13 protein-coding genes are annotated in these 15,771 nt (G+C 64.9%); 5 read left to right on the top strand and 8 right to left on the bottom strand.

Annotated features, from left to right (window positions below; all coding sequences use genetic code 11):
* The first annotated feature begins 22 nt into the window (after positions 1-22).
* Positions 23-853 carry a hypothetical protein gene (locus tag HU230_RS02515; protein ID WP_176533119.1) on the top strand — a complete coding sequence of 277 codons (831 nt, stop codon included), beginning with the start codon at positions 23-25 and terminating at the stop codon, positions 851-853.
* A 10-nt stretch (positions 854-863) separates the two neighbouring features.
* On the opposite strand, the gene sseA is transcribed toward HU230_RS02515, so the two are convergent.
* The 3 genes from sseA to HU230_RS02500 form a co-directional block, all read right to left on the bottom strand.
* Positions 864-1,721: a 3-mercaptopyruvate sulfurtransferase gene (gene sseA / locus HU230_RS02510; protein WP_176533120.1), complete on the bottom strand. Its 858-nt coding sequence runs from the start codon at positions 1,719-1,721 to the stop codon at positions 864-866.
* 100 nt (positions 1,722-1,821) lie between these two features.
* Entirely contained in the window at positions 1,822-2,235 is a 414-nt protein-coding gene (locus HU230_RS02505; protein ID WP_016847778.1) for a rhodanese-like domain-containing protein, read from the bottom strand.
* Between the two features lie 55 nt (positions 2,236-2,290).
* Positions 2,291-3,466: a vWA domain-containing protein gene (locus HU230_RS02500; RefSeq protein WP_050632069.1), complete on the bottom strand. Its 1,176-nt coding sequence runs from the start codon at positions 3,464-3,466 to the stop codon at positions 2,291-2,293.
* A 167-nt stretch (positions 3,467-3,633) separates the two neighbouring features.
* Here HU230_RS02500 and HU230_RS02495 point away from each other — a divergent pair, with 167 nt between their 5' ends.
* From HU230_RS02495 to HU230_RS02480, 4 genes are all read left to right on the top strand, one after another.
* Positions 3,634-5,547, top strand: a complete 1,914-nt coding sequence (locus HU230_RS02495) for a diguanylate cyclase (protein ID WP_176533121.1) — start codon at positions 3,634-3,636, stop codon at positions 5,545-5,547.
* A gap of 114 nt (positions 5,548-5,661) precedes the next feature.
* Positions 5,662-5,907 (top strand): GlsB/YeaQ/YmgE family stress response membrane protein, encoded by a 246-nt coding sequence (locus tag HU230_RS02490; protein ID WP_176533122.1) that lies wholly within the window; start codon positions 5,662-5,664, stop codon positions 5,905-5,907.
* A 105-nt stretch (positions 5,908-6,012) separates the two neighbouring features.
* Entirely contained in the window at positions 6,013-6,855 is an 843-nt protein-coding gene (locus HU230_RS02485) for an AAA family ATPase (RefSeq protein ID WP_092124583.1), read from the top strand.
* A gap of 72 nt (positions 6,856-6,927) precedes the next feature.
* The gene (locus HU230_RS02480) at positions 6,928-8,430 is read left to right on the top strand and encodes a flavin-containing monooxygenase (RefSeq protein WP_176533123.1); all 1,503 of its coding nucleotides are present in this window, start codon (positions 6,928-6,930) and stop codon (positions 8,428-8,430) included.
* A gap of 206 nt (positions 8,431-8,636) precedes the next feature.
* On the opposite strand, the gene HU230_RS02475 is transcribed toward HU230_RS02480, so the two are convergent.
* The 5 genes from HU230_RS02475 to HU230_RS02455 form a co-directional block, all read right to left on the bottom strand.
* A complete protein-coding gene (locus HU230_RS02475) occupies positions 8,637-10,280 on the bottom strand; it encodes a GMC family oxidoreductase (protein ID WP_176533124.1) in 1,644 nt (547 codons plus the stop codon).
* 28 nt (positions 10,281-10,308) lie between these two features.
* The gene (locus tag HU230_RS02470) at positions 10,309-10,902 is read right to left on the bottom strand and encodes a GNAT family N-acetyltransferase (RefSeq protein ID WP_176533125.1); all 594 of its coding nucleotides are present in this window, start codon (positions 10,900-10,902) and stop codon (positions 10,309-10,311) included.
* A 138-nt stretch (positions 10,903-11,040) separates the two neighbouring features.
* Positions 11,041-11,967: an SMP-30/gluconolactonase/LRE family protein gene (locus HU230_RS02465; RefSeq protein ID WP_176533126.1), complete on the bottom strand. Its 927-nt coding sequence runs from the start codon at positions 11,965-11,967 to the stop codon at positions 11,041-11,043.
* 401 nt (positions 11,968-12,368) lie between these two features.
* Positions 12,369-13,256, bottom strand: coding sequence for a 4-(cytidine 5'-diphospho)-2-C-methyl-D-erythritol kinase (locus HU230_RS02460; protein WP_176533127.1), 888 nt, complete (start codon positions 13,254-13,256; stop codon positions 12,369-12,371).
* A 220-nt stretch (positions 13,257-13,476) separates the two neighbouring features.
* Positions 13,477-15,264, bottom strand: a complete 1,788-nt coding sequence (locus HU230_RS02455) for a tetratricopeptide repeat protein (protein WP_176533128.1) — start codon at positions 15,262-15,264, stop codon at positions 13,477-13,479.
* Positions 15,265-15,771 lie beyond the last annotated feature (507 nt).

Raw genomic sequence — 15,771 nt, 5'->3', positions numbered from 1 at the left:
GCAGAAGGGGGAACCCGCGCCCATGCTCCCCGGCCTTCGTTTCTTGTTCGCCGCGATCGTGCTGGCCACGTCGCTTCTGGTGTTCGGGTTAGGGGCAGCCGCGCTGTTTCGCGCGGCGCATGAGGAATTCGCCAGCATTCCGGCCCGCCGGGCCCCGCCCGAGCCGCAATTCGCGCAGCAGTCCGAGGCCCCGCCAGTGCTCGCCATGGTGCGGGTCGACCCGCCCGCGGCCGACAAAGCGACGGCCGACAGCCCGGCGCCCGCGACACCCTCAGAGCCAGTCGAATCCGAGCCGGCTGCTCCTGCCGAAGCCTCGCCTCCTACCGAGCCGGCGAAGCTCGCCTCCGTGAAGGCGGATGACGCACCGCCGGCACCGCCGAAGCTGGAAGCCCAGACGGTCGAAACTCCTGCACCAGCGCAGTCCGCTGAGGTCGCTCCACAGCCTCCGGCCGCGGATCCCTCGCCCGCATCGCAGCCCGCACCGGTTTCCACTGAAGCTGCACCGGCGCCAGCCGAGGCCAAGGTCGCCGCGGTGGCCGATCCGCCTGCCGCACCCAGCGAACCCGCGCCCGCCGCAGCGGCGCCCGCGATGGCAGCACCGGAGCCGGCACCGCCGTCGTCACCCGAGGCCATCGCAGCCGCGAGCAGGATCGCAACGCTGGGGGGACCCGAAGTTGTTGTCGAAGCGCCGAAGGCCACCGAGGCGAAGAAGCCGGAGCGCAACGCGACCGGCAAGCCGGCGCATCGCAAGGAGCGCCGGCGGGTCGTCCGCGCGCCGCCGGTGCGGCAGGCCGTTCGGCAGCAGCTCGACCCGTTTGGCAACCCGACCCTGGTGCCGCTCACCCGGCGTTAGAAGGTATTTATCAGACCGGCCCCGTCGCGATCGGCGGGCCGCTCGCCTGTCCCCATTCCGACCACGAGCCGTCATAGAGCGCGGTGTCCGTGACGCCGAGCCGGTACAGCGCAAGCGTCAGCACACCGGCCGAGACACCGGAGCCGCAGCTCGTGACAACAGGCGCGTCGAGCTTCACGCCGGCACCGCTGAACGATTTGCGCAGATCGTCGAGCGGCTTCATCTCGCCGGTCGCGGCATCGAACAATTGGTTGTAGGGCACGTTGCGGGCGCCCGGGATGTGGCCCGCGCGGATGCCCGGCCGCGGCTCCGGCGCACGGCCCTCGAAGCGTTCGGCGGCGCGCGCATCGATCACCTGCTCGGCGCGGCTTTCGACATTGGCGATCATCTGCTCGATGCTGCGCACGCGCTTCGGATCGTAGCTCGCCTTGAAGGTCGCAGGCTTCGGCTTCACCTCGCCGCTCTCGACCGCCCTGCCCTCGGCGCGCCACTTCTTCAGGCCGCCGTTGAGAATGCGCACATTGCGATGGCCATAGGACAGGAACATCCACCAGGCGCGCGGCGCGGCGACCCAGCCGCCGGCGTCATAGATCACGACTGTGTCGGTATTGCTGACGCCGAGCCCGCCGACGTCGCGGCCGAACTGCTCGGCGCTCGGAAACATGTGCGGCAGCGGATTGGAATGATCGGATACCGCGTCGACGTCGAAGAACACGGCGCCGGGCAGATGCGCGGCGAGATAGTCGTCCTTCGGCAGCGGCAGCACGCCGGGCAGCTTGAAGGTCGCGTCGAGCACTTTGACGTTGGCATCGCCGAGATGCGCAGCCAGCCATTCGGTCGAAACGAGCGGATCGTCGGTGGTCGTCATCTTACCTGTCTCTCCATCGTCATTGCCGGACTTGATCCGGCAATCCGTCTTGCTTCGAAACGATGGACACGCGGGCCAAGCCCGCGTGTGACATCTTGGCTTAGCCCTTCTTCTTCGGCTCCCACGCCTCGATCGGACCGCCGGCCTCGCGCCAGGCGGCGAAGCCGCCGCCCATATGGGCGACCGGCTTCAGGCCCATGTCCTTCGCGGTCTTGGCGGCGAGCGCCGAGCGCAGGCCGCCGGCGCAGTGGAAGATGAACTTCTTGTCTTCCTGGAAGATCGGCTTGGCGTAGGGGCTGTTCGGATCGATCCAGAACTCGAGCATGCCGCGGGTGCAGGAGAACGCGCCGGGGATCTTGCCGTCGCGCTCGATCTCGCGGGGATCGCGGATGTCGACGATGACGACGTCGTTCTTGCCGATCAGCGTAATCGCATCTGCTGCGCTGATGGTCTCGATCTCGGCATTGGCCTCGTCGATCATCACCTTGATGCCGCGGTGGATGTTCTGGGGCATGGAGCTCTCCCTGGATGTTGTTGGCGCGCCTGCCGGCGCGCGACGCGTTGTGCGTTTAGCGCACCAGCTCCCGCATCGCGTTCTCCAGACCTTCAATCGTGATCGGATACATGCGCTCGGAGAACAGGCGGCGGATGATGGTGGTCGATTCCGAATAGTCCCAGTGCTTCTGTGCCACCGGATTGAGCCACACCGCGTGCGGATAGGTGCGGGTGATGCGGTCGAGCCAGACCGAGCCGGCCTCTTCGTTGACATGCTCGACCGAGCCGCCTGGCACCATGATCTCGTAAGGCGACATCGAGGCGTCGCCGACGAACACCACCTTGTAGTCGTGCGGATACTTGTGCAGCACGTCCCAGGTCGGCGTGCGATCGGTGAAGCGCCGCTTGTTCTGCTTCCAGACGCCCTCATAGAGGCAGTTGTGAAAGTAGAAATATTCCATGTGCTTGAACTCGCTCTTGGCGGCCGAGAACAGTTCCTCGACCTGCTCGATATGCGAATCCATCGAGCCGCCGATATCGAAGAACACCAGCACCTTGACCGCGTTGCGCCGCTCGGGCCGCATGTGCACGTCGAGATAGCCGTGGTTGGCGGTCTCCTTGATCGTGGTGTCGAGGTCGAGCTCATCGGGCGCGCCGGTGCGCGCGAACTTGCGCAGCCGCCGCAGCGCGACCTTGATGTTGCGGATGCCGAGCTCGACATTGCCGTCGAGATCCTTGAACTCGCGCTTGTCCCACACCTTCACGGCGCGGTTGTTGCGGTTCTTCTCCTGCCCGATCCGCACGCCCTCGGGATTGTAGCCATGGGCGCCGAACGGCGAGGTGCCGGCGGTGCCGATCCATTTGCTGCCGCCCTGGTGGCGGCCCTTCTGTTCCTCGAGCCGCTTCTTCAAGGTCTCCATGAGCTTGTCCCAGCCCATGGCCTCGATCTGCTTCTTCTCTTCCTCGGTGAGATATTTCTCGGCGAGCTTCTTCAGCCACTCCTCAGGGATCTCCGCCTTGCCCATGGCGTCGAGCAGGCTCTCGAGCCCCTTGAACACAGTGCCGAACACGCGGTCGAACTTGTCCAGATTGCGCTCGTCCTTCACCAGGGCGGCGCGCGACAAATAGTAGAAGTTCTCGACGGTCTGTTCGGCGAGATCGGCGTCAAGCGCTTCCATCAAGGTCAGATATTCCCGTAGCGTCACGGGGACCTGGGCGTCGCGCAGCGATGTGAAGAACTGCAGGAACATATTTACTTAAATCGCCCGCCCTGCCGGTGCCGTCAAGGGCCCCTGCCCCGGTTGCGGCTGCGGATCAGCCATTCACTTTCACTTAACCACCCCGGCCAGCTTCGGCTCCCGGCGGAGAAACGTGACGTTAAGATGGGACGTTGATCACTGGAGGTAGCACGCTGCCCGTGGACCCGATCGACTTGCCCAACAGCCCTGCCAAGCTGCCGAAACTGTTCTCGCCGACAGCGATCGTCGCCGCCGTGGTGACGGCGATGAGCATATTCGTGCTGGGTCTGTTGATCTGGAAGGCGGTCGAGGCGCGCACCATGGCGCTCGCCCAGGGCGAGCGCGACATCCGCAACCTTACCCATTCGCTGGCGGAACACGCCTCGCATTCGGTCCAGGCGATCGATGTGGCCATGAACGCCATGGTCGACCTGCTGAAATACCAGAAGCCGCGCGTCGACCGCTTCAACGCGGCCTTGCGCAAGACCGCGGACGCGCTGCCGCAGATCCGGGAAATCGGCGTGATCGATCCCGACGGCAACCGGATCTACTCGTCGGCCGCGGAGTTGCCGGCCCACAACAATGCCGACCGCAGCTATTTCATCGGCCATCGCGACTCGCCGGATGCGACGTTGCATATCAGCGAGCCGTTGCAGTCGCGGCTGACCGGGCATCCGACCATCGTGCTGTCGCGGCGCGTCACCAGGGAAGATGGCAGCTTCGGCGGCGTGCTGTTTGCGACCATCGAAAGCAGCTACTTCGACAACTTCTACCAGGCCTTCAAATTCGGTCCGCATGCAGGAATTACCCTGCTTCGCCTCGACGGCATCGTTCTGGCGCATTGGCCGGCGGGCAAGTGGAACAAGGAGGTGTCCGCGGCTTTCAAGGCGCAGATCGAGCAGGACCGGGCAGGCTATACCAAAACCACATCGCCATTCGATGGACGCGTCAAATATCTCGGCTTCGAGCGCGCATCCCAATATCCGATCGTGGTCACGGTCGCGTTGCCGGAAGCCCAGGTGCTCGCTGCGTGGCACGAGGATCTGCGCAACGACCTGTTTGTCGCTGTGATCCTGATGGGAAGCGTCATCCTGTTCGCCATCCTGCTGGGCAGGGAGTTCGCCAAGCGGACCAAGGTCGCGCGGATGCTCAGGGAACGCGAGGCGCGCTACCGGCTGCTTGCCGACAACATCGCCGACGTCGTGATCCTCTTGGACCGCAACGGCCGCTTCCTGTTCGTGTCGCAGTCGGTCGAGACCATCCTCGGCCGCAAGCCGAACGATCTGATCGGCAAATCCTGCTTTGAGTTCGTGCATCCCGATCACCTCGCCGACGTCGCCAGGGCGACATCGGAATTGACCAACTGGACGACCACCAAGACCGTCGAATTCAAGACCTTCCGCGCCGACGGGAGCGAGGTCTGGGTCGAGATCAACTTCAAGCTTGCCGGGATCGCGGAAGACCATCAGGCCATCGAGGTCGTCGGCGTGCTGCGCGACGTGACCGAACGCCGCAAGATGGAGGACGAGCTCAACGCGCTGAACATCCGCCTGTCGGAGCTTGCGACGACCGACGGCCTGACCGCGCTCGCCAACCGCCGCAGCTTCGACAGCGCGCTGCCGCGCGAGTTCCGCGACCGCGAGCAGATCTCGCTCATCATGCTCGATATCGATCACTTCAAGGGTTTCAACGATGCGCAGGGCCATCAGGCGGGCGACGAATGCCTGAAGCGCGTGGCGCGCGTGATCGCGGACGCCACCATCAACACGACGGCGCTGGCGGCGCGATATGGCGGTGAGGAGTTCGCGATCATCCTGCCCGGAATCGGCGAGCAGGACGCGCTGAAGGTCGCCGAAGCGATGCGCCTCACGGTGCGATCGCTGGCGATCGCCAATCCGCCGGCGCGGCGCGGCGTGGTCTCGATCAGCCTCGGGATCGCCAGCCGGTCGGCTGCGACCGCAGACGAGAGCGATTTGCTCGGCCAAGCCGACCTAGCGCTCTACGAGGCGAAACGCTCGGGGCGCGACCGCACGGTGCTGGCCTCGTCGCTCGCGGGCGGCAATCATTCCGCAGGACGGAAACAGTACGCCTGACATACTATGCGCCGGATGCCGTTCAGGGTACCGCTGCGCTGCGGAATCCGCCCTAGACCGCCCCGCGTTTTCAATTACAACTGCGCCTGACAAGACATTGGGCAGGACGTTTGAATGGGCATCATTGCGGCACTGGTGATCGGTGCGATTGCCGGCTGGCTCGCTGGGCTGATCGTGCGGGGCGCGGGCTTCGGGCTGATCGGCAACATGGTTGTCGGCATCATCGGCGCGCTGGTGGCAAGCTGGCTGTTGCCGCGCCTTGGCGTCGGCCTTGGCGGCAGCGCGATCCGCGACATCATCAACGCGACGATCGGCGCGGTCATCGTGCTGGTGATCCTGTCGCTGATCAGGCGGGCCTGATCGAACAATTTGCATTTCCGGCGGCCGCTGCGAGAGCGGTCGTTTCATGTTGAGGCCCAAGGTGAGATCCATGCGGCCGACGAACGAAGCAAGGCAAACAGATCGATGAAATTCACGGGTACCAAGGACTACGTCGCCACCGATGACCTCAAGGTCGCCGTCAATGCCGCCATCGTGCTCGAGCGCCCGCTGCTGGTGAAGGGCGAGCCCGGCACCGGCAAGACCGTGCTGGCCGAGGAAGTCGCCAAGGCGATCGACGCGCCGCTTTTGACCTGGCACATCAAATCGACCACCAAGGCGCAGCAGGGGCTCTACGAATACGACGCGGTGTCGCGCCTGCGCGACAGCCAGCTCGGCGATGCGCGCGTGTCCGACATCAAGAACTACATCAAGCGCGGCAAGCTGTGGGAAGCCTTCACCCACGAGAAGCGCCCGGTGCTCTTGATCGACGAGATCGACAAGGCCGACATCGAATTCCCCAACGACCTCCTGCTCGAGCTCGACCGCATGGAGTTCCACGTCTACGAGACCGGCGAGACCATCAAGGCGAAGCTGCGCCCGATCGTGATGATCACGTCGAACAACGAAAAGGAACTGCCGGACGCCTTCCTGCGCCGCTGCTTCTTCCACTACATCAAGTTCCCCGACGCCGACACCATGAACAAGATCGTCGACGTGCACTTCCCCGGCATCAAGAAGCGGCTGGTGGAAGAAGCGCTGCGCATCTTCTTCGAGGTCCGCGAGGTGCCGGGCCTGAAGAAGAAGCCCTCGACCTCGGAACTGCTCGACTGGCTCAAGCTGCTGCTGAACGAGGACATCACGCCGGAAATGCTGCGCGAGCGCGATCCGCGCAAGCTGATCCCGCCGCTGCATGGCGCGCTGCTCAAGAACGAGCAGGACGTACACCTGTTCGAGCGGCTGGCGTTCCTCAGCCGCCGCGAAGTCTAGTACACGCAAGCGCCGGGGCATTCGCTCCGGCGTTTTGCTGAACCGCTCCAACCAACAAGAAGACCAGGGAAGATGAACGTCCAGACCCAAATCCGCGCCGCCGAGCCCGTCACGACAGAGCATTTCGACGTCCTGATCGCAGGCGCCGGCATCTCCGGCGTCGGCGCCGCCTACCACCTCACCACGCAATGCCCGGGCACCAGCTTCGTGGTGCTGGAGACGCAGAAGACTTTCGGCGGCACCTGGTCCACCCACCGCTATCCCGGCATCCGTTCCGACAGCGACCTGCACACGTTCGGCTACCGCTTCAAGCCGTGGACCAGCGCCCCGATCGCCAGCGCCGCCGAGATCCTGAAATACATGGGCGAGGTGATCGACGAGAACGACCTCGCCCGCCACATCCGCTATCGCCACACCATCACCGCGGCGAACTGGTCGAACGAGACCAATCTCTGGACCATCGATGCCACCCGCATCGACACCGGCGAGCAGCTGCGCTTCACCACCAACTTCTTCTGGATGTGCCAGGGCTACTACCGCCATGACGCGGGCTACACGCCCGAATGGACCGACATGGCGAAGTTCAAGGGCACGGTGGTGCATCCGCAGACCTGGCCCGATGATCTCGACTACAAGGGCAAGCGCGTGGTCGTGATCGGCTCCGGCGCAACGGCCGCGACCCTGATTCCGGCGATGGCCAAGGACGCCGGCCATGTCACCATGCTGCAGCGTTCGCCGACCTATTTCCGCACCGGCCGCAACGCGATCGAGATCGCCGAGGAGCTGCGCAGGCTGCAGGTCGACGAGGCCTGGATCCACGAGATCACCCGCCGCAAGATCCTGTTCGAGCAGGACGCCTTCACCAGGCGGACCTTCGCCGAGCCCGAGGGCGCCAAGAAGGACCTGCTGGCGGCGGTCGAGGCCGTCCTCGGCAAGGACTACGACATCGCCACCCACTTCACGCCGCGCTACCGGCCGTGGCGGCAGCGCATCGCCTTCATTCCGGATGCCGACCTGTTCCACGCCATCAAGGGCGGCAAGGCTTCGGTCGTCACCGACGAGATCGAGCGCTTCACCGAGAAGGGTATCCTGCTCAAGTCCGGCAAGGAGCTCGAGGCCGACATCATCATCACCGCGACCGGCTTCCACCTCTCCGCCAATGGCGGCATCGACTTCGCAATCGACGGCAAGCCGCTCGACTTCAAGGACACCGTGACCTATCGCGGCATGATGTTCACCGGCGTGCCGAACCTCGTCTGGGTGTTCGGCTATTTCCGCGCCAGCTGGACCTTGCGCGTCGACCTGGTCGGCGACTTCGTCTGCCGCATGCTCAAGCACATGAAGGCGACCGGCGTGAGCAAGGTGACGCCGGCTCTGCGCCCCGAAGACCACAACATGCCGCTGCTGCCGTGGATCGATCCGGAGAACTTCAACCCCGGCTACATGATGCGCGGCATGCACCTGCTGCCGAAACGCGGCGACAAGCCGGAATGGCAGCACAACCAGGATTACTGGGCCGAGAAGGACGAATTCCCGGCGATCGACCTCGAGGACAAGGCGTTCGTCTACGGCTGAGCTCCTTCAAGTTTCCCGTCATCCTGAGCTGCTAACGGCCACACACTCGCTGCTGTCGTCCCGGCGAACGCCGGGACCCATACTCCGCGGCGGGTGCCGTCGACGGGACTCGTCATTCCACCGGCACGCAACAATGACCATCGGTGGTTGGGTCCCGGCCTTCGCCGGGACGACGCTGAACGGTTATCGTCGTACGAATCAACTCCTCACGCATACTCCGGCAGCTTCGCAGCCGCCTCGGGCTGCTTGCCGCGGATCATGTCGGAGGCCTTGTCGGCGATCATCAAGGTCGAGGCGTTGAGGTTGGCTGAGATCATCCGCGGCATGATCGAGGCGTCGATCACGCGCAGGCCCTCCATGCCATGGACCCGAAGCTGGTCGTCGACCACGGCCCAGGACGCGTCGGCCGGGCCCATCCGGCAGGTGCAGCCGGGATGGAAGGTGGTGGTGCCGCGCTGGGTCGCGGCCGCGAGCAGCTCCTCGTCGCTCGTGACCTTCGGGCCGGGAAAATCCTCATAGGCGAAATACGGCTTGAGCGGCTCGGAGGCGAGCAGCCGGCGCGCCAGCTTCATGCCGGCGACGACGACGCGGCGGTCGATCTCCTCGGCGAGATAATTGGTCTGGATGATCGGCGGCGCAAACGGATCGGCGGAGCGGATCCGGACATAGCCGCGGCTCTCCGGCCGCTGCTGCCATGAGGCCACCGTCATGCCGGGTTCGTCCTCGAGCTGGCCCTGCACGCCCTCCTTGTAGCTCGCCGGCGTGAAGGTGAGCTGCAAATCGGAGCTCTCGGTGGTCTCGCCGGAATGCCAGAAGCAGTAGACCATGGTCGGCGACAGCGACAGCAGGCCGCGCCGCGTCGTCGCCCATTTGATCGCCTCGCCCCACAGGCTGAGGCCGCGGCGCAGCTCGTTGATGGTCCGGATGTTCTTGACCCGCGCCACCGAGCGCGGCGCGTAGTGATCCTGCAGGCCCTCGCCGACACCGGGCAGCGCGTGGCGCACTTCGATGCCGTGCGACTTCAGGAGGTCGGGGGAACCCACGCCGGAGAGCTGCAACAGCTGCGGCGAGTTGTAGGCGCCGCCGGAGAGGATGACCTCCTTGGTGGCGCGGATCTCGAGCGGATCGCCGTGCTTGCCGCCGCGGTTGTAGCGCACGCCGACCGCGCGCTTGCCCTCGAAGATGATGCCGGTGACATGGGCGTGCGTGCGCACGTCGACATTCGGGCGCTTTCGCGCCGGATGCAGGAACGCGGTCGCGGCGCTGACCCGAAGGCCGTTCAGGATGGTGCGTTGGCAGTACGACACGCCCTCCTGGATCTGGCCGTTGTAGTCAGGATTGCGCGGAATGCCGAGGCTGACCGCGCCCGCCATGAAGGCCTCGCAGAGCGGGTCCTGCCAGTCCATCGTGGTGACGGTGAGGTTGCCGTCGCGGCCGCGATAGGTGTCGTCGCCCTCGCCGATCCTTCTCTCCATGCGCCGGAAATAGGGCAGCACGTCGGGATATCCCCAGCCGCGATTGCCGAGCTGCGCCCAGGTGTCGAAATCCTGGCGCTGGCCGCGATTGTAGATGTGGCCGTTGATCGAGGACGAGCCGCCGAGCGTTTTGCCGCGCGGCGCGTAGATGCTGCGGCCGCCGGTGTAAGGGCCCACCTCCTGCTGGTAGGCCCAGTTCACGCTCTTCATGTGGAAGGTCTTGATGAAGCCGGCCGGCAGATGGATGTAGGGATGCCAGTCGCTCGGCCCCGCCTCCAGCACGCAAACCTTGACAGCAGCGTCTTCACTCAACCGGTTGGTCAGCACGCTCCCGGCGGAGCCTGCGCCGATGATCACATAATCGAACGTTTCCATCGTCTCGTTTCTGGCGCCGACCAACGTGTCAGCGCGGCTTTTCGTTGAGTTGATAGTTGAGATGCGCCTTCACCGTCGGCCATTCGCTGGCGATGATGCTGTAAACCACGGTGTCGCGCAACGTGCCGTTGGGCGCGATCTGATGGCTGCGCAGGATGCCGTCCTGCTTGGCACCCAAACGCTCGATGCCGCGCCGGCTCTGGTGATTGAAGAAGTGCGTGCGGAACTCGACCGCGATGCAATCGAGCTTCTCGAAGGCGTGCTGGAGCAGCAGCAGTTTGCACTGCGTATTGACCGCGCTGCGCTGCACACGCTTGGCGTACCAGGTCGAGCCGATCTCGACGCGGCGGTTCGGCGTGTCGACGTTCATGTAGGTCGTCATGCCCGAGATCCGGCCGTCGGCATCGAACACGGTGAACGGCAGCATCGATCCGGCCGCCTGCAGGCCGAGCCTCCGGTCGATCTCCTTGGCCATGTTCTCCGGCTGCGGGATCGAGGTGTACCAGAGTTGAGAGAGGTGGCCGTCCTTCACCGCTTCGACGAGGCCGTCGCGATGATCGTGCGAAAGTGGTTCGAGCCGCGCACGCGCGCCGCGAAGGGTGACCGGTTCAAGCCAGGGCATTTTGATTCCTTTCCGTCATTGCGAGGAGCGAAGCAAAGACTTGTCCGCCGAAGCCTTGGCGAAGGCGGAAGCAATCCATTCCCTCCGTGTTCGTGGCGGCATGGATTGCTTCGCTTCGCTCGCAATGACGTTCTTACGTCACTTGTTCAGAAAATTCAGCGGCAATCCCGGCCGCGACCAGTCCATCGCGATCAGTTCGCCCTTGCCGGACAGCGTGATGTAGGCGGTCTTCAGGTCCGGTCCGCCGAAGGCGATGTTGGTAGTGACACGGTCGCCGGTCGACACCTGTTCGACCACGGTGCCGTCAGGCGCGATCACCGAGATGCAGCCCGAGATCAGCGTCGCGACGCAGACATTGCCCGATGCTTCGACGGCGAGCGAATCGAACATCTGGTAGCCGCCGAGACCCGCGATCGGCTTGCCGCGCTCGCCGCGATAGATCACGTCGCGCGGCTTGATGGTGCCGGGCTCGGACACCTCATAGGCCCACAGCCGCGCCGTCGGCGTCTCCGCGATGTAGACGGTCTTCTCGTCCGGCGACAGGCCGATGCCGTTGGCGGGCAGGATGCCGTGCACGGCCTCGACGATCTCGTTCATGCCGGGCTTCAGATAATAGAACGCGCCGACATCCATCTCGCGGGCGCGGCGCTTGCCGAGATCGGAGAACCACAGGCCACCGTGCCTGTCGAACACCAGGTCGTTCGGCCCGCGCAGCTCATGCTCGCCGCACTTCGTCACGACGGTCTCGACCTTGCCGGATTGCAGGTCGACGCGCTGGATCGAACCGCCGAGATAATCCTCCGGCTGCGGTCCCGGCATGATCATGTTGCGAGTCGGGATCCAGGAGAAGCCACCATTGTTGCAGATGTACATCTTGCCGTCGGGGCCGAGCGCCGCGCCGTTCGGGCCGCCCGGCACCTTGGCGACGATCTCCTTGCGCCCGTCGGGATAGACCCGGGTCAGCCGCCGGCCGCGGATTTCGACCAGCACGACCGAACCGTCGGGCATGACGACGGGACCTTCGGGAAACTCGAGATCGGTGGCGAGAACTCGGATATTGGCCATGGCATCCTCCCGGCTCATTGGCTGCAGGCGGATTCCGAACGGTCCCGCACGCGCAACGTTGTTGTTTCATCCTGTTATGGCAAACGGGGTTTGGCTTGCCAAGCAATCAGGGGCGCAACTCTGCCCGGCGTTGGCGTCGCGGTGCCAATCTCGCTCGCTGTCACCCAGAATAGCCACGGTGTCATCACCCGCGCATGCGGGTGATCCAGTATTCCAGAGACGCCAGTGCTTGAGCCGAGAGGCCGCGGCGTACTGGATCGCCCGGTCGAGCCGGGCGATGACAGTTGAAGTTGGGGACGCGGCTTCGCGTTCTCGCCGCACCTCTCCTTCGTCATTCCGGGGCGTGCGAAGCACGAGCCCGGAATGACGATGGAGAGGAAGCCGCAGGCCGCGTGATCGCGTCAGCTCAGCGCACCCGCATGCACCCACCAACCGGGGTGAGCGGCGCGGAGCTGTTCGCCGGCGGCCTGCGCGTCGGCGTCGGTGGCGAACACGGCAAAGCAGGTCGCGCCGGAGCCCGACATGCGCACCAGGCGAACGTCCTTGGTCGCACGCAGCGCGGACAAGACGTCGCTGATGACGGGCTCGATGCGCGCGGCGGGGGCTTCGAGATCGTTGGTGCCGCGCGAAAGCGCCGTGATCCAGTCGTCGACCGCGCGGCCGGCGTCCGGCCAGGACGGCGCCTGCATCATGACATCGGTGGCGCCGATCAAAAGCTCGCCATGGCGCAGGCCGAGCGCATTGAAGACATCCTTGGTCGCAACCGGCACGCGCGGATTGACCAGCACGCAGGGCATTTTCGGCAGGTCGAGCGGCAACAGGCCCTCGCCGACACCGGTCATGTCGCAGGCGCGCGAGGCGACGCACACCGGCACGTCGGCGCCGGTCTGCAGCGCGACCTCCATAATCCTGCTATCGTCGAGCGAGAGTTCGTTGAGCCGCGCCAGCAGCCGCAGCGCAGCCGCGGCATCCGCCGAGCCGCCGCCGATGCCGGCCGCGACGGGCAGCACCTTCTCCAGCGTGAAGTGGCCGACCTCGAGGTCCGCGACGCGCTCGCCGAGCAGCCGCGCGGCCTTGAGCACCAGATTATCAGATGTATCGCCGCAGGCATCGGCCAGCGGCCCCAGCATCGAGAGCGACAGCTCAGGCCCCGGCTCGAGCGTGAGACGATCGGCGCAATCGGCAAACGCGACGACGCTCTCCAGGTCGTGAAACCCATCGACACGCCGCCCGACAACCCTGAGCGTCAGGTTGACCTTGGCACGCCCTTCTTCAATCAGCGCCGGCACGGCGATAAACCCCTAAAGACAAACATCGTGCTGCGATTAGCGTAAATCGCCTCACGATCCTATCCCTTTGTTTGCACGGAAATTCCGCCCTTGGCATGCGCTGGGCGCGGGCAAACCGTCATGGTCCGGCCATCTGCGAGTTCAGGCCAGAAACATCGATGCCCGGGACGAGGCCCGGGCATCACGGTATTTTCCGGAAATGCAGTGCGCGGACGGCCGATCAGCCACCCTTGCCGTCGTCGTCCTTCTTCTTGTCGGCGGAGGCGGCGTTCGAGGTGTCGTCCGGCAGGCCGTTATCGATCTTGGCCTGGATCTTCGGCAGCTCTTCCGGCTCGGGCTTGAGGTCGCGGGCATGCGCCCACTGGAACTTGGCTTCCAGCGTGCGGCCGACGCGCCAGTAGGCGTCGCCGAGATGGTCGTTGATGGTCGGATCTTCCGGCTTCAGGTCGATCGCGCGCTCGAGGTTCTTCACCGCCTCGTCGTAATTGCCGATCCGGTAAAACGCCCAACCGAGGGAATCGACGATGTAGCCGTCGTCAGGGCGCTGATCGACGGCACGCTTGATCATCTTCATGCCTTCGTCGAGGTTGATGCCCTGGTCGATCCAGGAATAGCCAAGATAGTTCAGCACATGCGGCTGCTCGGGCTGCAGCTCGAGCGCCTTGCGCATGTCGGCCTCGGCCTTGTTCCACTGCTTGGAGCGCTCCTCGCAGATGCCGCGGTAGTAATAGGTGACCCAGGCGTTCTTGTCGCCGCCGGCGGCCGGCAGCGCGTCGATCGCTTGCGAATAGGTGGTGGCGCAATCGGCGAACTTCTTGCGGCCGCGCTCGATGTTTCCGAGCGCCAGGATCGCCTCGATATCCTTCGGCTGATCGGAGGTGACTTCCTTGAGGATCTTGATCGCCTCGTCGCTGCGGTCGGCGGCGTCGAGATTGGTCGCGAGCTGGATCTGCGCGTTGCGCTTCAGCGGCGAGGACGCCGGCATCCGCTCATAGACCTTGATCGCCATCTGCGGCTTCTTCACCGATTCATAGAGATCGGCGAGCGACAGCAGCGCCAGCGGATGGTTGGGCTGCAGATAGAGCGCGAGCTGCAGATAGACCAGCGCGAGGTCCTCGCCGCCGCGGCGGGTCAGCGTCGCACCGATGCCGTACAGCGCCTCGGCGGCGCCGGCCTGCGGTGAATCGATCAGCGGCGGCAGCTTCTTGCCGGCCTTGGTTTCCTTGATGCCTTCCAGCACCAGCGGATGACGCGGCAGCTTCTTGTCGAACGCCTCGTACATCGCGGTCGCGGCGGCGGCATCCTTGTTGCGCGAGGTCCAGCGCGCATATTCATCGACCGTGCGAAGCATCGAATCGTCGAGCTTGTAGACCTTCTCGAAGCGGGCGCCGGCATCCTTCTCCTTGCCGGACAGCTCGTAGATCATGCCGGCGTGCAGATCCTTGAAGATCGGATACCACTCGGGGCCGGTCAGCTTGTCGATCGAGGCGACCGCGCCCTTGCTGTCGCCGGCGCCATAGGCCGCCCAGGCCGACAGCAGCGTCGCCACCAGATCGGTGATCGGGCCGCGGACCGACTGGTTGATGTTGGACTGCGCGGCGGCGTATTTCTTAAGCTTGAGGTCGCGCACGCCGACGACGAGGCGCGCGACGCGGTTGGCCTTGTCCTGGGTCAGGATGCGGTCGGCGAGCTTCACCGCCTCCTCGATGTCGCCGTCGGCGAGCGAGGAGATGAAGGCGCGATCGAGCAGCTCGGAATTCTTCGGATCGGTGCGCAGCGCCGAGCGGTAGAATGCCGCGGCCGAAGTCGCATCGCGCTCGACACTGGCGTGGCGGGCTGCAAGATAGCTGCCGGAGGTGGTCAGCGACTTCAGGTCGGCCTTGCTTGGGAATTGCGCGGTGTTGTCGGTCGGATGGTTTGGTGTCTGCGCCGACAGCTGCGCAGGCACGGCAAGCGCCGCGGCAGCAAGAACGGCAATCGTCAGGCGGTTGAAACGGGTGGACAGCATCACGGTCGCCTTGCTCCAGGGGTTTAAGGCCACGAAGGATTTACGGCCAAGATCTTCGCGACAAGATCCTGCGATCAGTCTCAAAATGCGAACCCAAGCGGCGGCATCCCGGCGAGCGACAATGCCGCTTTTGGCGTTTATCCGCAAGGATCGCCCAAAGGTAACCCATGCCGAATCGATTGGCAGATTAGGCCGTTAGGCCTGCCGATCCAGCCAGCCCACCGCAAGACCCTCCCACTATGGCGGTATCGTGACCGGCCCGGGCATATTCGCGTGCGGAAGCAAAAAGCGCCTCGGGAGGCTCGCCACGCAGCCAGTTCCACCTCTCCCCTTGCGGGAGAGGTCGGAATTCAAGCGAAAGCTTGAATTCCGGGTGAGGGGTTCAGGTCTATCCTTCGGTCGAAGTCCCTCCATGGACCGGTACCCCTCACCCGGATTGCATCTGTCGATGCAATCCGGCCTCTCCCACAAGGGGAGAGGCCAGGCGCAGGTTGCGGCACAGACGCG

This window comes from Bradyrhizobium quebecense, assembly GCF_013373795.3.
In the GTDB taxonomy this organism is placed as follows: Bacteria; Pseudomonadota; Alphaproteobacteria; order Rhizobiales; family Xanthobacteraceae; genus Bradyrhizobium; species Bradyrhizobium quebecense.
This window is presented reverse-complemented; position numbering and strand designations above follow the sequence as displayed.